19 protein-coding genes are annotated in these 16,334 nt (G+C 50.6%); 14 read left to right on the top strand and 5 right to left on the bottom strand.

Annotated features, from left to right (window positions below):
* Positions 1-189 precede the first annotated feature (189 nt).
* Positions 190-807 (top strand): DsbA family protein, encoded by a 618-nt coding sequence (locus C3B51_RS07160; RefSeq protein ID WP_130244607.1) that lies wholly within the window; start codon positions 190-192, stop codon positions 805-807.
* The gene (locus tag C3B51_RS07155; protein WP_130244606.1) at positions 797-1,300 is read left to right on the top strand and encodes a hypothetical protein; all 504 of its coding nucleotides are present in this window, start codon (positions 797-799) and stop codon (positions 1,298-1,300) included. The genes C3B51_RS07160 and C3B51_RS07155 overlap by 11 nt, the downstream gene beginning before the upstream one ends.
* An 83-nt stretch (positions 1,301-1,383) precedes the next feature.
* On the opposite strand, the gene C3B51_RS07150 is transcribed toward C3B51_RS07155, so the two are convergent.
* Entirely contained in the window at positions 1,384-2,604 is a 1,221-nt protein-coding gene (locus C3B51_RS07150) for an endonuclease/exonuclease/phosphatase family protein (RefSeq protein ID WP_130244605.1), read from the bottom strand.
* Between the two features lie 117 nt (positions 2,605-2,721).
* Here C3B51_RS07150 and C3B51_RS07145 point away from each other — a divergent pair, with 117 nt between their 5' ends.
* A complete protein-coding gene (locus C3B51_RS07145; protein ID WP_125717454.1) occupies positions 2,722-3,162 on the top strand; it encodes a hypothetical protein in 441 nt (146 codons plus the stop codon).
* Positions 3,163-3,230: 68 nt separating this feature from the next.
* Here C3B51_RS07145 and C3B51_RS07140 read toward each other — a convergent pair whose 3' ends face one another.
* Positions 3,231-4,070, bottom strand: coding sequence for an alpha/beta fold hydrolase (locus tag C3B51_RS07140; protein ID WP_130244604.1), 840 nt, complete (start codon positions 4,068-4,070; stop codon positions 3,231-3,233).
* A gap of 161 nt (positions 4,071-4,231) precedes the next feature.
* Here C3B51_RS07140 and C3B51_RS07135 point away from each other — a divergent pair, with 161 nt between their 5' ends.
* The 6 genes from C3B51_RS07135 (at position 4,232) to C3B51_RS07110 (ending at position 9,872) form a co-directional block, all read left to right on the top strand.
* Positions 4,232-5,590 carry a DASH family cryptochrome gene (locus C3B51_RS07135; RefSeq protein ID WP_130244603.1) on the top strand — a complete coding sequence of 453 codons (1,359 nt, stop codon included), beginning with the start codon at positions 4,232-4,234 and terminating at the stop codon, positions 5,588-5,590.
* Positions 5,587-7,038, top strand: a complete 1,452-nt coding sequence (locus C3B51_RS07130; RefSeq protein WP_130244602.1) for a cryptochrome/deoxyribodipyrimidine photo-lyase family protein — start codon at positions 5,587-5,589, stop codon at positions 7,036-7,038. The genes C3B51_RS07135 and C3B51_RS07130 overlap by 4 nt, the downstream gene beginning before the upstream one ends.
* A 15-nt stretch (positions 7,039-7,053) precedes the next feature.
* Positions 7,054-7,206: a DUF2256 domain-containing protein gene (locus C3B51_RS07125; protein ID WP_130244601.1), complete on the top strand. Its 153-nt coding sequence runs from the start codon at positions 7,054-7,056 to the stop codon at positions 7,204-7,206.
* Complete coding sequence (locus C3B51_RS07120) at positions 7,199-8,761, top strand: cryptochrome/photolyase family protein (protein WP_130244600.1); 1,563 nt, start codon at positions 7,199-7,201, stop codon at positions 8,759-8,761. The genes C3B51_RS07125 and C3B51_RS07120 overlap by 8 nt, the downstream gene beginning before the upstream one ends.
* Positions 8,762-8,824: 63 nt before the next feature.
* The gene (locus tag C3B51_RS07115) at positions 8,825-9,475 is read left to right on the top strand and encodes a flavin reductase family protein (protein ID WP_130244599.1); all 651 of its coding nucleotides are present in this window, start codon (positions 8,825-8,827) and stop codon (positions 9,473-9,475) included.
* A 28-nt stretch (positions 9,476-9,503) separates the two neighbouring features.
* The gene (locus C3B51_RS07110) at positions 9,504-9,872 is read left to right on the top strand and encodes a hypothetical protein (RefSeq protein ID WP_130244598.1); all 369 of its coding nucleotides are present in this window, start codon (positions 9,504-9,506) and stop codon (positions 9,870-9,872) included.
* Positions 9,873-9,888: 16 nt separating this feature from the next.
* Here the strand turns inward: C3B51_RS07110 and C3B51_RS07105 are convergent, their stop codons facing one another.
* The 3 genes from C3B51_RS07105 to C3B51_RS07095 form a co-directional block, all read right to left on the bottom strand.
* A complete protein-coding gene (locus C3B51_RS07105) occupies positions 9,889-10,242 on the bottom strand; it encodes a DUF6768 family protein (protein WP_130244597.1) in 354 nt (117 codons plus the stop codon).
* Positions 10,239-10,757, bottom strand: a complete 519-nt coding sequence (locus tag C3B51_RS07100) for an RNA polymerase sigma factor (protein WP_130244596.1) — start codon at positions 10,755-10,757, stop codon at positions 10,239-10,241. The genes C3B51_RS07105 and C3B51_RS07100 overlap by 4 nt, the downstream gene beginning before the upstream one ends.
* Positions 10,758-10,820: 63 nt before the next feature.
* Positions 10,821-11,714: a LysR family transcriptional regulator gene (locus C3B51_RS07095; protein ID WP_130244595.1), complete on the bottom strand. Its 894-nt coding sequence runs from the start codon at positions 11,712-11,714 to the stop codon at positions 10,821-10,823.
* A 98-nt stretch (positions 11,715-11,812) separates the two neighbouring features.
* On the opposite strand from C3B51_RS07095, the gene C3B51_RS07090 reads away from it, so the two are divergent.
* The 5 genes from C3B51_RS07090 to C3B51_RS07070 all read left to right on the top strand — a co-directional run bounded on the left by C3B51_RS07090 (position 11,813) and on the right by C3B51_RS07070 (position 16,315).
* Positions 11,813-12,799, top strand: a complete 987-nt coding sequence (locus C3B51_RS07090; RefSeq protein ID WP_130244594.1) for a zinc-dependent alcohol dehydrogenase family protein — start codon at positions 11,813-11,815, stop codon at positions 12,797-12,799.
* 80 nt (positions 12,800-12,879) lie between these two features.
* A complete protein-coding gene (locus C3B51_RS07085; protein ID WP_130244593.1) occupies positions 12,880-13,845 on the top strand; it encodes a calcium/sodium antiporter in 966 nt (321 codons plus the stop codon).
* Positions 13,846-14,103: 258 nt separating this feature from the next.
* On the top strand, positions 14,104-15,441 hold the full coding sequence (astB, locus tag C3B51_RS07080; RefSeq protein ID WP_130244592.1) for an N-succinylarginine dihydrolase: 1,338 nt from the start codon (positions 14,104-14,106) through the stop codon (positions 15,439-15,441).
* A 111-nt stretch (positions 15,442-15,552) separates the two neighbouring features.
* A complete protein-coding gene (locus tag C3B51_RS07075; RefSeq protein WP_125717467.1) occupies positions 15,553-15,984 on the top strand; it encodes a GNAT family N-acetyltransferase in 432 nt (143 codons plus the stop codon).
* Positions 15,985-15,988: 4 nt separating this feature from the next.
* Entirely contained in the window at positions 15,989-16,315 is a 327-nt protein-coding gene (locus tag C3B51_RS07070) for a hypothetical protein (RefSeq protein ID WP_130244591.1), read from the top strand.
* Positions 16,316-16,334: the final 19 nt, after the last annotated feature.

Here is a 16,334-nt window from a genome sequence, read left to right as displayed (position 1 = left end):
AATCAACCATCTATATCCTTTAGGGGCGCTTTGCAAGGAGGGGGCCTGAGCTTTTTCAAATATACTCAGGGAGCGAAAATGCTCGTTTTACGATCATTATGTATGCTATTTATTTGTCTCCAAAATTGCTAGCAGGCTGCAAAAAAGAGGTATAGTGACTGTGGTCAAGCGTTCTAAAGTGAGCAAATAATGCAGTTTGTATATGTGATGGAACCTATGTGTGGCTGGTGCTATGGCTTTCAGCCAGAGTTAGAGTTGTTTTTGTCCAACCGGCCCGGTGCGGAGATTAGTTGGGTCATGGGAGGCCTGGCACCTGACACAACCGAGCCGATGGATCCGGCGCTCAGAGACACCATCGCCTCTTACTGGGTGCAGATAGAGCGCAGAACCCAGGTGAGGTTTAACCATGACTTTTGGCAGCTCAATACCCCCAGGCGTTCTACTTACCAGGCTTGCAGGGCGGTAATTGCGGCGCAAAGCATGCAAGCTCACAGCGCCATCGAAATGGTCAAAGCTATTCAGGCAGCCTATTACTTAGAAGCGAAAAACCCGTCACTGGATAAAACCCTGATTGCCTGTGCCGAGTCCATTGGGCTAGACGAAAATGTCTTTGAGGCCACGCTAAAGTCGGCTGCGACCGAAGCACAGTTTCAACAGCATTTACAGATAGCCCGTCAGCTGCAGGTCAGTGGCTTTCCGGCGTTGTTTTATATTAACGATACCGGCCATGCATATCCCCTTGCTTTGGGGTTTTGTCACATGGGCGACCTTGAGCAGCGATTAGAGACAATATGCAATGACGCTTGAGCAGTACCTCATTAAGTGGGATGGTAAATCCGTGGCATATCTGGAGGAGACTTTTTACGTCTTCAAAGATGATAAAGCACTGAGCAGCACACTCATTATATTACTCGAACAGGTAGCGCTGCAGGCGGGCGCAACCTGGCTGCTTAAACACTACCTGCATGCATCCGGCGCCATTAAGGAAAAGGACGTCGCGCTGTTGTTTAGTCGTTTATCTACTATTAAAGATTGGCAGGCGAAATTGCACTTGCTCCAGTGCTTGCCATATTTACCGATAAGCAAAAACGACAAGCAAGCGGTCGACTCTTTTTTACGCGCATGTATATCAGCCGACAATAAATTTGTCAGAGCCTGGAGTTATCAAGGCTTCTACGAACTGGCTCTCCGGCACTGCGAATATCGCCCGGAAGTTCAGCAATTATTAGCGTGTGCGCTGCAAGACGAAGCGCCTTCGGTCAAGGCCAGGGTAAAACAGCTAACTAAAAAGGGCTTCTGAACTTAGGATAAGAGGAGCCGGCTTTGATCGTTCAGATCAAAACCGGTGACACAGGTAAAGCGCGACTGCTTTTACCCGTTGTACTAATCGCATTGCAAAGTTGGCAGCGTGATATCGACCCATACCAAGCGATGATCGGATGAAGCGGCTCTGTCGGCAACCAACTCTGCGCCCGCTTCATGGCTTGCAGGCCAAAACACGCCGCTGCCGGTAACGGCAAGGTCTGCAGAGGGCAGGACATAGTCTGCTCGCATACCCCAGTGCGCGGTGTGTGTATCGCCATGCTTGTTTTCGGGTTTATTCAGTTGCCCACCTTGAGATGTCGGTGCCGGGTAATTATTGACGCGGGGGTGTTTAAGTAGTTGATCAATGGCGCCCGGATACGCATCACCATCAACCGAGCTGGCATTCAGGTCGCCCAGGATCACAAATGACGCATCAGTAAATCCCCCTGTTTGTCCTTTGTCGTCATACAGGTAATCGTTACCCGTGGCGCTGATATAGTCTTTCCACAACCTCAGTTCATCGTAATTGCGCTTGCCGTTTCTGTCTTCCGGACCGTCAAACACCGGTGGGGTTGGATGACTGGCTAACACGTTGATCTGTCTGTTGCACACTTGCACCGGAATATCCCAATGCGACTTGGATGACAAGCGCATGGCAGATACCTCCTGTGCAGAATACCAGCTGCTGCCATCTGCCTGAGTTGGCATTAGATTGTTTGGCATATCTTTCCAAAGGAAGTGCTGAAACGTTCTGATTTGATTTTGTTTAATCGGGTATCTGGACAACAGGACCATGCCATACTGACCCGGATACTTGCCAAACCCATAATGCGTCAGGCGGGTATCATCGCCGGAAAAAGGGGTTTTTACACCGGTATTAACCGGTGCCAGGTACACATAAGGATACTCGACGGGGTCAAAGCCATTTTGAGACACTTCAAGGTAGTCTCGCTTGAACAGGTTAATGCCTTGCTCCGGGTCTTCTATATAATCAAACTCGTTCAGCAGGATAATATCCGGGCGGGTGCGTTGAATGATCTGGGCAATATTGTTGATCTGGCTGAATTCACCGCTTTTCAGGGCAAAGGTTAATGCATTCCCCGACTGCGCAGTATGCTGAGCCATATCATAGTTGGTTGCTTCCATACTGACATTAAACGTGGCCACTCTTAGAGTATGAGCGGGCTGAGTCTGCTCATTTGCTGACTGGGCGTCTGAGGATGTTGTGGTTGAGGTGCTTTGACAGCCAGAATTTAAAGCGCCGGCGGCCAGTACTAAAGGTAAGAAAATTGCTTTCATTGTTAGCCTGATACAGAGTAATACTCGCTTTACTATAGCGTTTTTCTGCACAAAAATGTGTTAACATTTCGTTGTGAGTTTGATTCTAAGTCTAGGTTAAATAAGGAGCTTGCCTGTATGAGCCGAGGTTACGGCATAGCATTATTGCTGCTGGCAACCTGTGCCGCATTTTTAGTTGCCGCAGCGCATTTGTCATGTATTTACTTTGGTCCGCAGTGCTATGCAGCCCAGATGGCACCGTCATTTGTGGTGGAGTCTGCTCGCGCAGGTACGCTATTGGCACCGCTATTGACTGTGGTTGTATCTGCGATTTTTATCATGTTGGGATGCTACGCCTTGTCTGCCGCCCAGTTTATTCGGCGATTGCCCTTTTTGCGTGTGGGCATTTATAGCATATCAGTGGTCTGTATTGTCCGGGGTGTGTTACCCATTCAGTTGTTCTTTCGTCATCCGGAAAAAATCAGTGAGCCCGTGCTGATAGCCGGCATTGCCTGGCTGGTTGTCGGGCTGTGTTATTGGTTTGGCTATCGGGCGGTCGAAAAACACTGCATACGCTGAACCCGTCAGTGTTTTTGCAATTCGTTCAGGACATCCGGGGCAGGGGCCTGAGCGGGTCGGCCTTGCCCTCAGAGCTTGGCTTTATTCACCATGGCTTCTATATGTTCAAGTGCCATCCAGGGGTCTGTCTCATCAAACAGGTGTGAGGCGTATTTCATGGTGAACGCTTGCGTATTGTTATTGAGCTTGGCCAGTTTCTTTTGTGAGTCGTTCCAGGTCTGTGTGTAGACATCAATATCAGCGTAACTCATTTTAGTTTGTCTTATGGTTACATGGGGGATGCCGCGCGATAACACGGTAACAGGTAGATCATCCTTAATTTTATAAAGCGCAGAATGGCTGGAGGCCTCGGCAAAGTCCTCAAACGAGTTATGCTCACGCTCCCAGTTGATGATCATTTCCATCGTGTTCCAACCGGGTTTAGACATATTTGATTTCATGGCGTCGAACCAGGATTCATGGGCTGTGTCTATCAGCACCATTCCTTTCACCTTGTCAGGGTATTTGCTGGCGTAAGCACGGGCGACAAAACCGCCAAAAGAATGTGGTACCAGCACCAGAGACTCGACTTTAAGGTGTTCAACCAGGCCGGCAAGCTCGTCGCGCAGCTCAACCATGGTTCTGACTTTAGGGTTCTCATACTGGCTTTTGCCATAACCGGCGCGGTCGTAAAAGCACAACCGATATCCTTCAGGGTTGGCATTGTGCAAGGTATTTTTATAGGTGGTATGGGCATCAAGCCCCATACCTGCAACCAGCAGCGCCGTTACTTTACCTTCTCCCTCACAGGCATAAGCCAGCGTCTTTCCCCCGATCTCAGTATATTGGTAATCATGGGCATCCTGCGATTGGCCTGTCTGGCCTGCAAATGCGGTGCCCAGCAGCACGACAGTGGCGAGTTTCTTCATAGTGCAAGTTCCTGTTGTTGATTGTTTATTATTTGATTCACCCCAGCTAGCTTAGCGCGGTTGTTATTGAGCTTTCAATAAAAATTGAAAGTTCATCGCTGAACTTTTTCTTTTTCTGGTTCGTAAAAGCTGGCATATATCCGAATCCAACAGGGCTGCGTGTGAAAAAAACACTCTACTGGTTTACTCAAGATCTGAGGCTGGATGACAATCTGGCACTGGATTTTGCTGCTCACAATAGTGATGCGCTGACGTTTGTGTATGTGATTAACCCAAAGTATCGCACTCAGACCAACCATCACTGTAAATTACTTGGCGACCGACAGGCGGCATTCGTTGCGGATTCGCTGATGACGCTGGACAGCCAACTCTCTGCCTGCGGCCACAAGCTGTTGGTACTGGAGGGGGAGCCCAATCTCCTGTTGCCGGAATTGGTTGCCAAGCATCAGATAAATCAAGTGATCTGTGCAGAGCCCGTCGGGTTTTATGAACGAGCGATATTGCAGCAGATGCGTCGGGCATTAGGCGCCGTTCCTGTGCATAGCTTTTGGCAGCACACTTTATTTGACCAAGCTCAAATTCAGACACTCAACAGTGATTTAGGCAGCTTTACTCAGTTCCGCAAGCGCGTTGAAAAGGCGCCTTTGTCGGTGGTCACTGCGTGCCGTTTTGATTCAAACAATATACCGGCTCCGTTAACCATCGACAGTAGCGCTGGCGTAGAGCTTGAGCAGTGGCAAGCACAACTCCAGTCAAATTTGTCAGAAACCCGCGTACCGCTGGACTTTCCAGCCGGTGAAGAAGCCGCTCAGGCCCATCTTAAAGACTATTTTGAGAGCGGCGTGGCACGCAGATATAAAGAGACCCGCAATGAACTGGATGGTTGGCTCAATTCAACCAAAATGAGCCCTTATCTGGCGTTGGGTAATTTGTCACCCCGCCAGATTTGGTGGGCAACAGACGCCTTTGAGCGCCAAGTAGAGGCCAATGAGTCGACCTACTGGATCAAGTTTGAGCTGCTGTGGCGTGAATATTTTCAGTGGTTGAGTCTTAAACTCGGAGCAAAGCTTTATCGTTTTCAGGGGCTGGCCCCATCGAAACCTTTAACCACCTTTATGCCCGAGCGCTTTTTGCGCTGGTGCGAGGGCAACACGCCCTCACCTTTGGTTAACGCGCTGATGAACCAGCTTAACGAAACGGGCTATATGTCAAACCGCGGCCGCCAGATTGTCGCCAGTTATTTTGTTCACGAACTGGGGCTGGACTGGCGCTATGGTGCCGCATATTTCCAGCAACAACTGCTCGATTTTGACGTCGCCTCAAACTGGGGTAACTGGCAGTATATTGCGGGTGTAGGCGTTGACCCCCGTGGTGGTCGTCACTTTAATATTGAAAAGCAGGCACAGTTGTACGACCCACAAGGCGTATTCGTGGCTAAGTGGCGGGGTAAGCAAGGTATAACAGCTGTGGATAGTGTGGATGCGGCTGACTGGCCGATGCCTGCCGAGGCTGATGTATGAGTGTGGCGCTGGTCTGGCTTAAGCGTGATTTAAGGTTGTCTGATCACGAGCCTTTGTGCCGGGCAGTGGCCAGTGGTCACCCTGTGTTGTTGTTATACTGCTTTGAGCCCATGCTGCTGGAAGATCCGCATTATTCGCCGCGTCACTGGCAGTTTGTTTTACAGTCGCTACAGGACATTCAGGCACGTGTGCCACACTCGGCATTGTGGGTGTGTGAGCAAAGTGCACTGCAAACCCTTAAGCAGATCCATGCTGATCACCAGATCGCGGGGCTTTATTCGCATCAGGAAATTGGCCTGGCGAATACATTTGAGCGGGATAAGGTCGTTGCTGCCTGGTGCCGCGAACAGGGGATCGATTGGCTAGAGTCGCGCAGTGGTGCGGTCCAGCGTGGCTTAAGGCAAAGGCAAAGCTGGGATAAACAATGGCAAAAAACCATGCGCGCAATTTGCGCCACACCCGACCTGTCGCAGGTTAACTGGTTTACGGCGGGGAAGCCCATTGGTCAGCTTAGCGACATTCAGCAACGCTTTAGTGCACCGCCGGGGAATTTTCAGTCGGGCGGTGAGTTGCAGGCGCAGCGGGTACTGGACGAGTTTTATCAGGGACGGGGCAAAGGCTATTCATACAGTCTCTCAAGCCCTTTATTGAGTCAGCAGGCCTGCTCACGCATGTCTGCTTATCTGGCATGGGGTAACATCAGTTTGCGTCAGGTGTACCAGAGTGTGCTGGCCCACTGGCAAATGATAGGGTGGCGTCGCACTCTGGTGGCCTTTTCTTCCAGGCTACACTGGCATTGTCACTTTATTCAGAAGTTTGAAAGCGAATGCGAGATGCAGTTCAGGCACATTAACCGGGGCTATGAGCAGCTGCCGCGCTGCACTGGCGATGAGGCGCAGCGCAGGTTGCACGCCTGGGAAACGGGCAACACCGGGATCCCCATGGTAGATGCCTGCATGAAGTGCCTGCTCGAAACCGGTTATATCAACTTTCGTATGCGCGCTATGCTGGTGAGCTTTTTATGCCACCACCTTGAGCTTGACTGGCGCGCCGGGGTCGCGCATTTGGCTCGCTTGTTTCTGGATTTCGAGCCTGGCATTCATTACAGCCAGTTTCAAATGCAGGCAGGCGTGACGGGCATTAACACCATCCGTATTTACAACCCTGTTAAGCAGGGGGAAGAAAAAGACCCCGATGGCGAATTTGTGAAAACCTGGCTGCCAGTGCTCAGAGATATTCCATCGCCGCTGGTTCATCAGCCCTGGGCACTTTCTCCAATGGAGCAGCTGATGTACGGCATTGAACTTGGCAAAGATTACCCCGAGCCGATTGTTGATTTAAAGCTAAGCTATAAAGCAGCCCAGGAGTTGCTGTGGCAGTGGCGCAAGAAACCCCAGGTAAAAAAAGAGGCGCAGCGGATCTTAAAACGGCACGTACGGCCAAGTTAAAAGCTGGATGAGAGAATGAAGAAATCACAGTTACCGCAAAAAACCTGTCCAGTCTGCCAGCGTCCTTTTTCCTGGCGCAAGAAATGGCAACGGGACTGGCCCAATGTTAAGTATTGCTCCAAACGCTGTGCAGGCAGCAAGTCAACACAAAGAGAACCTCATGAGTAAGCAACTGAGATTAATCCTGGGCGATCAGCTTAATGCTGGTCACACCTGGTACAAAGAAAAATCCGACGATGTACTGTATGTGGTGGCCGAGCTACATCAGGAAGCCAGTTACACACGCCATCATATTCAAAAGGTGTGTGCGTTTTTCGCTGCAATGCAAGCCTTTGCGCAGGCACTTGAGTCGGCCGGGCACCGGGTACTTCACCTGACGCTGGATGATACTCAGGATTTTGTCTCTCTCCCTGAGCTACTGACGCATCTGTTTATCGAGCACAACATCAGTCATTTTGCCTATCAGCTTCCTGACGAATATCGGCTGCGCACGCAACTGGCTGAGTTTTGTGAGTCGCTTTCAATCACATCAAGTGTGTATGACACTGAGCATTTTTATCTCGCCGACGAACAGCTAAGTCGTTATTTCAAGCGCGACAAGCGTCATCGCCTGGAGCACTTTTATCGCAAGATGCGCAGTGAATTTAACGTGTTGATGGTCGATGGTGAACCACAGGGGGGGCAGTGGAACTTTGACAGCGATAACCGCAACAAACTCAAAGCGGCGGACCTTGCCGATATCCCCGAGCCACTGGTGTTCGCCAACGATGTCACTGACATTTTAGCGCGACTGGAACGCCACCAGATCAAAACCATAGGGCAGGCAGATAAGCAGTTATTGTGGCCGGTTAATCGGGTTCAGGCAAAAGACTTGCTGACGTTTTTTTGCCAACATTGTTTGCCGTCTTTCGGACGATTTCAGGATGCCATGACGGGCAAGCTGATAGAGCTGGGTGAAGACCGTGGCTGGAGCTTGTATCACTCCCGCCTGTCTTTTGCGATTAATGCCAAAATACTCAGTCCGAAAATGGTGGTCGATGCAGCCATTGCAGCATTCGAGCAGTCTCAGGGGGCCATTAGCCTGGCTCAAATTGAAGGCTTTGTCCGTCAGATCATTGGCTGGCGTGAGTTTGTACGGGGGATTTATTGGGCCAATATGCCCCAGTATGCACAGCTCAATCATTTGCAGGCCAAGCGTGCTCTGCCATCCTGGTTCTGGAACGGTGAGACCAAAATGCGCTGTCTCAGCCATGCCATTACCCAATCGCTGACCTATGCCTATGCGCATCATATCCAGCGCCTGATGGTCACAGGTAACTTTTGTCTGGTGGCTGGCATTGACCCGGATGAGGTGGATGACTGGTATCTGGGCATTTATATCGACGCCATCGAATGGGTTGAAATGCCAAACACCCGGGGCATGAGCCAGTTTGCCGATGGCGGCATTGTTGGCTCTAAGGCCTATGCGGCCAGTGGCAACTACATAAAAAAAATGAGCGACTATTGCGGCGATTGCGCCTACAAGGTGACAGAAACCGTCACTGACTCTGCCTGTCCGCTCAATGCCTTGTACTGGCACTTTATGCAGCAGCACCATGCACAGTTTGCCAGTAACCCGCGCACCAAAATGGTATACAGCAACTGGCTGAAAAAGTCAGACGAAGACAAACAAGCCGTGCTCGAGCGCGCCAGGCAGGTGCTCGATAATATTGAACAGCTTTAACACTGGCGTCCCAAAAGAGGACTCAGTGCAGTAAAAACAGTGATAAATGAGGAAGGTATACAGATGATCAAACAGCTCAACCGGGAAGACATAGCCAGTATGCAGGAGCGAGAAAGGGCACGGCTGATCAATAGCTTGTCTGGGTTTAAAAGTGCTAACCTGGTGGGGACTCAGGATGCGCAGGGCAACCCGAATCTGGCCATTGTCAGCTCGGTATTTCATATCGGGGCTAACCCGCCGCTGATAGGCATGATCATTCGCCCTGATACGGTACCCAGAGACACGCTAAGCAATCTTCAGGCTACAGGACATTATACACTGAATCATGTTAGCTCCGACATCTGGCAGAAAGCACATCAGACATCGGCGCGCTACGCGCCGGGCGTTTCGGAATTTGCGCAGGTCGGGCTGGACACTCAGCATGAAGCGGGTATTGCTGCCCCTTATGTGGCGCAAAGCCAGCTTAAGTTTGCGCTGGCGTTGCGTGAAGTGCATAAGCTGGAGATCAATGGCACCATTTTGGTGATTGGCGAGGTGATGGACATTCAGTTGCCGCAACAGAGCATCAAGGCCGATGGTTATATCGACATCGAGTCTCTCAACACAGTCGCTATATCCGGGCTCGACAGTTATCATAAAACCCAAAGACTGGGCCGTTTGAGTTATGCAAAGCCTGAAAAGCCGCCCAGAGCGCTGAGTCTGGATGGCGAATAGGCACCACAAAAAGGAGCATTGAGGCAAGGTGACAACCGTTTCACATAAGCTATGGCATGCAACCATTGCAGCAACGCTGTTATTAGCCTGTAGCACGGGTCTGGCAGCGCCAAAAATAGAGGTAACAGACTCTCGGGTAAACGGAGTGTATTTGGTATCCGTATCTGATCCCGATGAGCTGGCAACTGAATTGCAGACATTGTGGCTGAGCACAGCAAAAGAGTTGTGTGCAGGTGGCACTTATCGCGTAGAGCCAAAGGGTCACCCGGTGGTGCGGGAGAAACGTTGCAGCGACGCTTTAAAGTCAGTCAACAATGGCTTGCAATGCCTTGAGGTAGACGCCAGCGTGTTTGGAAAAGTGATCTGTGAACTAGCCCCGCCAGCTGCATCTCACTAAAAGCGGGGCCCTGCGCTTATTTGCTCAATCGCATCGCCAGAGCATTGATCTCCCGAAGAACACTTTGGCGATTCATTTCCATAAAGATCCACAGTTTGGTGGCTATTTGCACCACTAACCCGACAATAAACCACACCGCCCAGAAGACCTGATCCATCACCGATGTGGCAATATAAAAACGATAACCGCTGTACACAAAACCTAGAGTGATCAACAGGGCGCTGATAGACGCCAAAATCACCCAAAAGCGGGTATTGCCCTGATATACATTGCCTAACATAGTGAACAGGCCTTTTTCCTCAGCGAGGATCGGGGCCATCTCTGCTTGCTCTTGCTGTAATGCTTTACTGATCTCTTTGTCTAAATTCATGATGCTTGCTCCTCGTTAACCATGGCACGCAATTGGGCTCGTGCGCGGTTTAATCTTGATTTAACGGTGCCCTGGGGGACATCCAGTATGTTGGCGATGTCTCTGAGCGACATCTGCTCTAAATAAAATAAATACACGCAGTGGCGCTCGTCATCCCCAAGCTGATTTATCAGTGCCAGAATGCTCAGCGAGGTATCCAGATCCGGTGTCTCGTAGGCTTGTTCAGGCTGACTGTCTTCGAACCGACTTTCGCCTTGCTTTTGACTGATAAAGCGTCGATAGATGGCCCTGAACACCCAGGCGCGAAACGCACTGGGCTCTTTGAGCTGCCCCAGCTTTTTTGCCACACTGGTCCAGACATCCTGACAGATATCATCTGCACAGGCGCGCTGGCCACTGAGTTTCATTGCAAACCGCCAGCTTGGCTGATAAAACGCTTCGCATAAGGTTTCGAACGCACGCCGGTTACCCTGTTGGGCAGACAATACCAGTAGTGCGGCCTTTGATGGTTCCATGCTATTCCTTGTGGCTTTTTCTACAAGACGGCGCAGCACATAAAAAGGTTCACGAACATCACATTATTTTTCCCAGTAAGGGATATCGCCGAAATAGCGGGTCAGGTAATCAATAAAAACCCGTACTTTAGGCGCGAGTAATCGGGAGCTGGGGTAAACCAGCCAGATTGCGGTATCAGACTTCAGAGGGTAGGCCGCGAGCACCTCAACTAACTCACCAGAGCGTAATGCCTGATACGCACTCCAGCGCGAATTAATGGTGATCCCAAGGCCAAGCTGACAGGCTTCTCTGATGGCATCGCCATTGTCGGCGCGCAGCTGGCCCTGAACTTTAATGGTCTGGACGCCGTTCGGGGTTTGAAAAGACCAGTGTTCCAGCCCAGAGAGCGTAATGCAGGCATGATCCCGCAAATCCTCAGGACTTTGTGGCTGTCCTTTAAGGGCCAGATAATTGGGTGCCGCAGTGAGCAGGCGAGTGTCTGTTGCTAACCGCTTGGCCACCAGAGTTGAGTCTTTCAGCGCACTATTTCGAATGGCCAGATCAAACCCGCCTTCAACCAGATCCGCAATGGTGTCAGAGAGTTTCAGGTCGAGCTTAATGTCCGGGTAAAGCGCAAAAAAGCCGGGTAAAGCCGGCAGAACGTGCATGCGGCCAAAGGAGGCGGGCATGGTCAGCCTCAGTGTGCCACTGGGTTTGGTGGTGCCTGCGCCGATGGCGGCGCGGGCGGCTTCAACGCCATTCAAGACATCCTCGGCATGGGGTAAAAACGCCAACCCTTCTTCGGTCAAAGCGACCTTGCGGGTGGTGCGGTGCAGTAGTCTTACGCCTAAGTCGGTTTCAAGTTTATTAATATGACTGCTCGCGACCGCGGCTGACAGCCCCAGATCCTGACCTGCCTGACTGATGTTGTGGGTGGAGGCAATGCGGATAAACAGCTTCAGATGTTCAATGTTCATTATCAACAAAATACATAAAGTGATTATAAAACCAAGTCTATTATCAAAATAGTGAAAGGCAAGTATAGTTTTCGTCATCAACACAGGAGAGCACAATTATGAAAGCAATGGTTTTGAATCAATATGGCGATGACGCTGAGTTTACTCTTACAGATGTGGCTAAACCCTGCGTGAGCGCCGGTCATGTGCTGGTGCAGGTTGCGGCCAGCAGTGTTAACACCGTGGATACCATGATCCGTACCATGGGTGAGGCGCTGCCCTTGTCACCAGCTTTACCCGCCATTTTGGGGATGGACTTTGCCGGTACCGTGGTTGAGGTAGGTGAAGGCGTAACCGGCTTTGCACCAGGCGATGAAGTTTATGGCTGCGCCGGTGGGCTGGCGAACTTACAAGGTGCACTGGCCGAATATATGCTGGCAGATGCACGACTGATTGCACGAAAACCGCGCAATCTGAGTATGCGAGAAGCAGCGGCGTTACCCCTGGTTGGGATCACCGCCTATGAAGGGTTACAGCGTGGGGGTATTAGCGCAGGCCAACAGGTGCTAGTGCATGGCGGCTCTGGTGGGGTCGGTCATGTGGCACTGCAGTTAGCCAAGCATTTTGGCGCCCGTGTTTATTCTACCGGCGGCGGTGAAGCGCAGCTGGACTTAATTCAGCGTCTGGGCGCCGAACCAATCAACTATAAAACCGAGTCGGTTGCCGATTATGTTGCTAAGCACACCGATGGCAAGGGGTTTGATCTGATCTTTGACTCGGTCGGCGGAGCTAATATGGCAAACTCGTTTGAGGCGGCTGCACTCAATGGTCATGTTGCCTCAACGGTGGCCATGGTGGACCTCGATCTTTCGCAGGCGCACTTTAAAGGGTTGTCGTTGCATGTCGTCTTTATGCTGATCCCCATGCTGCATAACCACAAACGTGAAGCACATCATTACATTCTCAACGAGTTAACAAACATAGTCGAAGCTGGTGGGCTAAAGCCGGTTCTGGATGAACAGCGATTTGAGTTGGCTCAGGCAGGGCAAGCACATGCGCGTCTGCAAAGTGGTCGGGCGATGGGCAAAGTCGTGATTGATGTTTAGCGCTATTTGTTATTACCTCTGTTAAAGAAAGGAAACAGCGTCTAAAGTATAAGTGCTTAATTGACAAGGACTAACAACTTATGATGCTGGATTTGGGACTCATTTTAGCGGGTATTGCCATGCTGACACTGGGTGGTGAGGCGCTGATCCGCGGTGCGGTGGCAGCGGCGCGTCGGTTGCGCGTTTCTCCTTTGCTCAGTGGCCTGGTGATTGTCGGGTTTGGCACGTCAGCGCCGGAATTGGTGGTCTCGGTGGATGCTGCCGCTCAGGCTCAGCCCGATATAGCCATGGGTAATGTAGTTGGCAGTAATATTGGCAATATCTTGTTGATATTAGGCTTATGTGCGCTGATAAGCCCCATGTCGGTGCAACCGCTGATCCTGCGGCGTGATGGGGTTATCATGGTGCTGAGTTCTGTGTTGCTGGCGGTACTGATAGGTGGTCAGGGGCTTTCGGCTACAGACAGCACTATACTGTTGGGAGCCCTTGCGAGTTATCTGGGTATTGCTTACTGGAGCGAAAAAAACCACAGTTCTCCTGCTTCTGAAGTGTATGCTGATGAGGCAAAAGAAATTGAAGTCGTGCCAGATGCTACCTGGCGCATTATCTTGTTTTTGGTCGCCGGTTTGGCGCTGTTATTACTGGGCTCTCAGGTACTGCTAAAAGGTGCGGTGGGCCTGGCTCAGCATTTTGCTATTTCAGAGGCGGTGATCGGCTTAACCTTAGTGGCGGTGGGCACCTCCTTGCCCGAATTGTCCGTTTCTTTGATTGCCGCAATGCGTCGCCATGCCGATGTTGCCATTGGCAATGTGCTGGGCAGTAATATCTTTAATATCCTTGGGATCCTCGGTGTTTCTGCTTTACTACAACCACTACCTGCTCACCCTCGCGTGTTGCAGTTTGATTTGTGGGTGCTACTTGCCAGTGCGTTTATTTTGTTGTTTTTTCTGTTCACCGGGCGTCGTCTAAGTCGACTGGAAGGCGGCATGTTGCTTTGCGGCTACATAGCTTATCTGATCCTCAGTTTTAAAGTCTTTGGCAGGTAGTCAATACATAACCGATTTAAGGGAGCTTGCTTCTATCTAATAAAGGATACGCCATTAGGCAGGCTGACATGGCATAGCTTTTGACTCTGTCACTGGGGAATAATTAAAGTCTTGCGAACATTGAAAACCTAACATTATGAAATGTATGAAGTTATAGGGGGATAGACAAAATGCAAGGCAGATCATCAACAAAAACAATAACCAACCTGGTGCAATCCATGAGTCCGAAACAGGCTGCTTGCACCAAAAGGGGGCAATATGAACTACTACGAAGTAAATTTTGATGGCCTGGTTGGCCCAACGCACAATTACGCCGGGCTGTCGTATGGTAATGTGGCGTCTAAATCAAATGCCAATAAAATCTCGAACCCAAAACAGGCGGCACTTCAGGGGCTTGAGAAAATGTGGCACCTGGTTCAGCTGGGTCTGCACCAGGGCGTAGTTGCACCTAATGCCCGACCGGACCTGCTCACGCTCAGGGCTTGCGGCTTCAAGGGCTCAGACAGTGCGGTGATTAGCAAAGCGGCAAAAGTCCAGCCTCAGCTGCTCAAGGCGTGTTATTCCGCCTCCTCAATGTGGACCGCGAATGCCGCGACCGTCTCGCCGAGCTGCGATTCGGCCGACGGGAAACTACATATCACACCCGCTAATCTAAATAACAAACTTCACAGGGCCATTGAAGCACCGCAAACCAGCCAGATCCTCAAGGCCATGTTCAGTGATCCTGACTTTTTTAGTCATCATGATGCACTGCCACAGCACCCATTGTATGGCGACGAAGGCGCGGCAAACTACACGCGTCTGGCAGACAGCTACGGCCATCAGGGTCTGGCATTATTCGTTTATGGCGAAGACGCCCATACTCAGGTCAAACCGCAATTATTCCCTGCTCGCCAAACGCGCCAGGCATCCGAGGCGGTTGCGCGCAGCCACCAGTTGGACCCGCAGCATACTTTATTTATTCAGCAAAACCCTGAGGTAATTGATCAGGGCGTGTTTCATAATGATGTGATTGCCATTGGCAATGAAAATGTCTTTTTATTCCATGAGCAGGCGTTTTATCAGCAGCAAAGCGTGATTGAGCAGATCAAAGCGGGCTATCAGGGCGACCGGCCGCTGCATTTGATTGAGGTAAAAAATGCCGATATCAGTGTTGAGGATGCGGTTAAGAGTTACGTGTTTAACAGCCAGCTGGTCAGCTTGCCGTCCGGTGGTATGGCGGTGATTGCGCCGGGAGAATGCCAGATGGTAGGCAAAGTGGAGCAGTATTTATCTGCGCTGTGTCAGGCCAGCAACCCGGTAAGCGAAGTGATCTATATGGATCTTAAACAAAGCATGCAAAATGGTGGCGGACCGGCCTGCCTGCGTCTGCGAGTTACTTTGTCGCAGCAAGAGCTCAGTGCAGTGAACCAGGCATGTTTACTGGACGAGGGTTTGTATCATCGCCTGCGTGACTGGATAAACACGCACTATCGCGACAGGTTGAGCGAAGCCGATCTCGCAGATCCAAGTTTGATGGCAGAGAGTCAGGCGGCTTTGGATACGCTCACGACTATCCTGAATTTGGGGTCGGTTTACCCGTTTCAGCAGGCGTAGACTGCATTGTCTGAAACAAATTTCATTTGCGGGCTTGCCTGAGTTAAGGGTTAGCAGGTTTAATGGTCTTGATAATAAAAACTAGACCATGCACTACTTAAAAGGAACATTATGCCTGCTTATACCATCAGCAACGATCCGACCCGGCTCAATTTTGACGTAATTTATAACTTTATCTCTGGCTCTTACTGGGCAAAAGGGATTCCCCGCGAGACTATGGCCAGGGCAATTGACAATTCACTGTGCTTTGGCGTGTACTGCGAGGGGGGAGAGCAGGTGGGGTTCGCCCGTGTGATCACCGACAAAGCCACGTTCGCTTACCTTGCAGATGTATTCATTCTAGACCAGCACAGAGGCCAGGGGTTAAGTAAGCAGCTGGTGGACGCGGTGATTAATCACCCTGAATTACAAGGCCTGCGCCGAATGATGCTCGCAACCAAGGACGCGCACGGCTTATATGCCCAGTTTGATTTTGCTGCTGTGGAAGACCCAAGTATCCTGATGCAAATTTGTAAGCCCGATATTTATCAGGCTAAGGAGTGACCTTATGGAATTAGGTCAGTGCGAATGCGGAGCGTTTATTTTCCAGGTTGGGGATTCTATGTATGACATCTCGACCGGTATTTGCAGGCGGTGCGGAGAAATATCCGACAGACAATACTTGATAAATCGCAACGACTTTCGATGGCTTCAAAAAGGCCAGATCTCTACCTGGAAGTACCGTAGCTTTTGTGCTCAGTGTGGAACCGATTTACCCCAAGAGCAGGCGAATAATGTGATTGAAGTGCCTGCTCATATGCTCAAAAAGGACACCTCAGAGGAGGAAATAATCGCTTTACATAAACGTTTTGCAGAGCGAATCAAAAAACGTTAGAAAGTGTAAAGCGCAATCT

Origin of the sequence: Pseudoalteromonas rubra (genome assembly GCF_004212645.1) — a bacterium.
GTDB classification, from domain to species: Bacteria; Pseudomonadota; Gammaproteobacteria; order Enterobacterales; family Alteromonadaceae; genus Pseudoalteromonas; species Pseudoalteromonas rubra_G.
The sequence above is the reverse complement of the archived record's forward strand: the minus strand, read 5'-3'. Positions and strand labels throughout refer to the sequence as shown.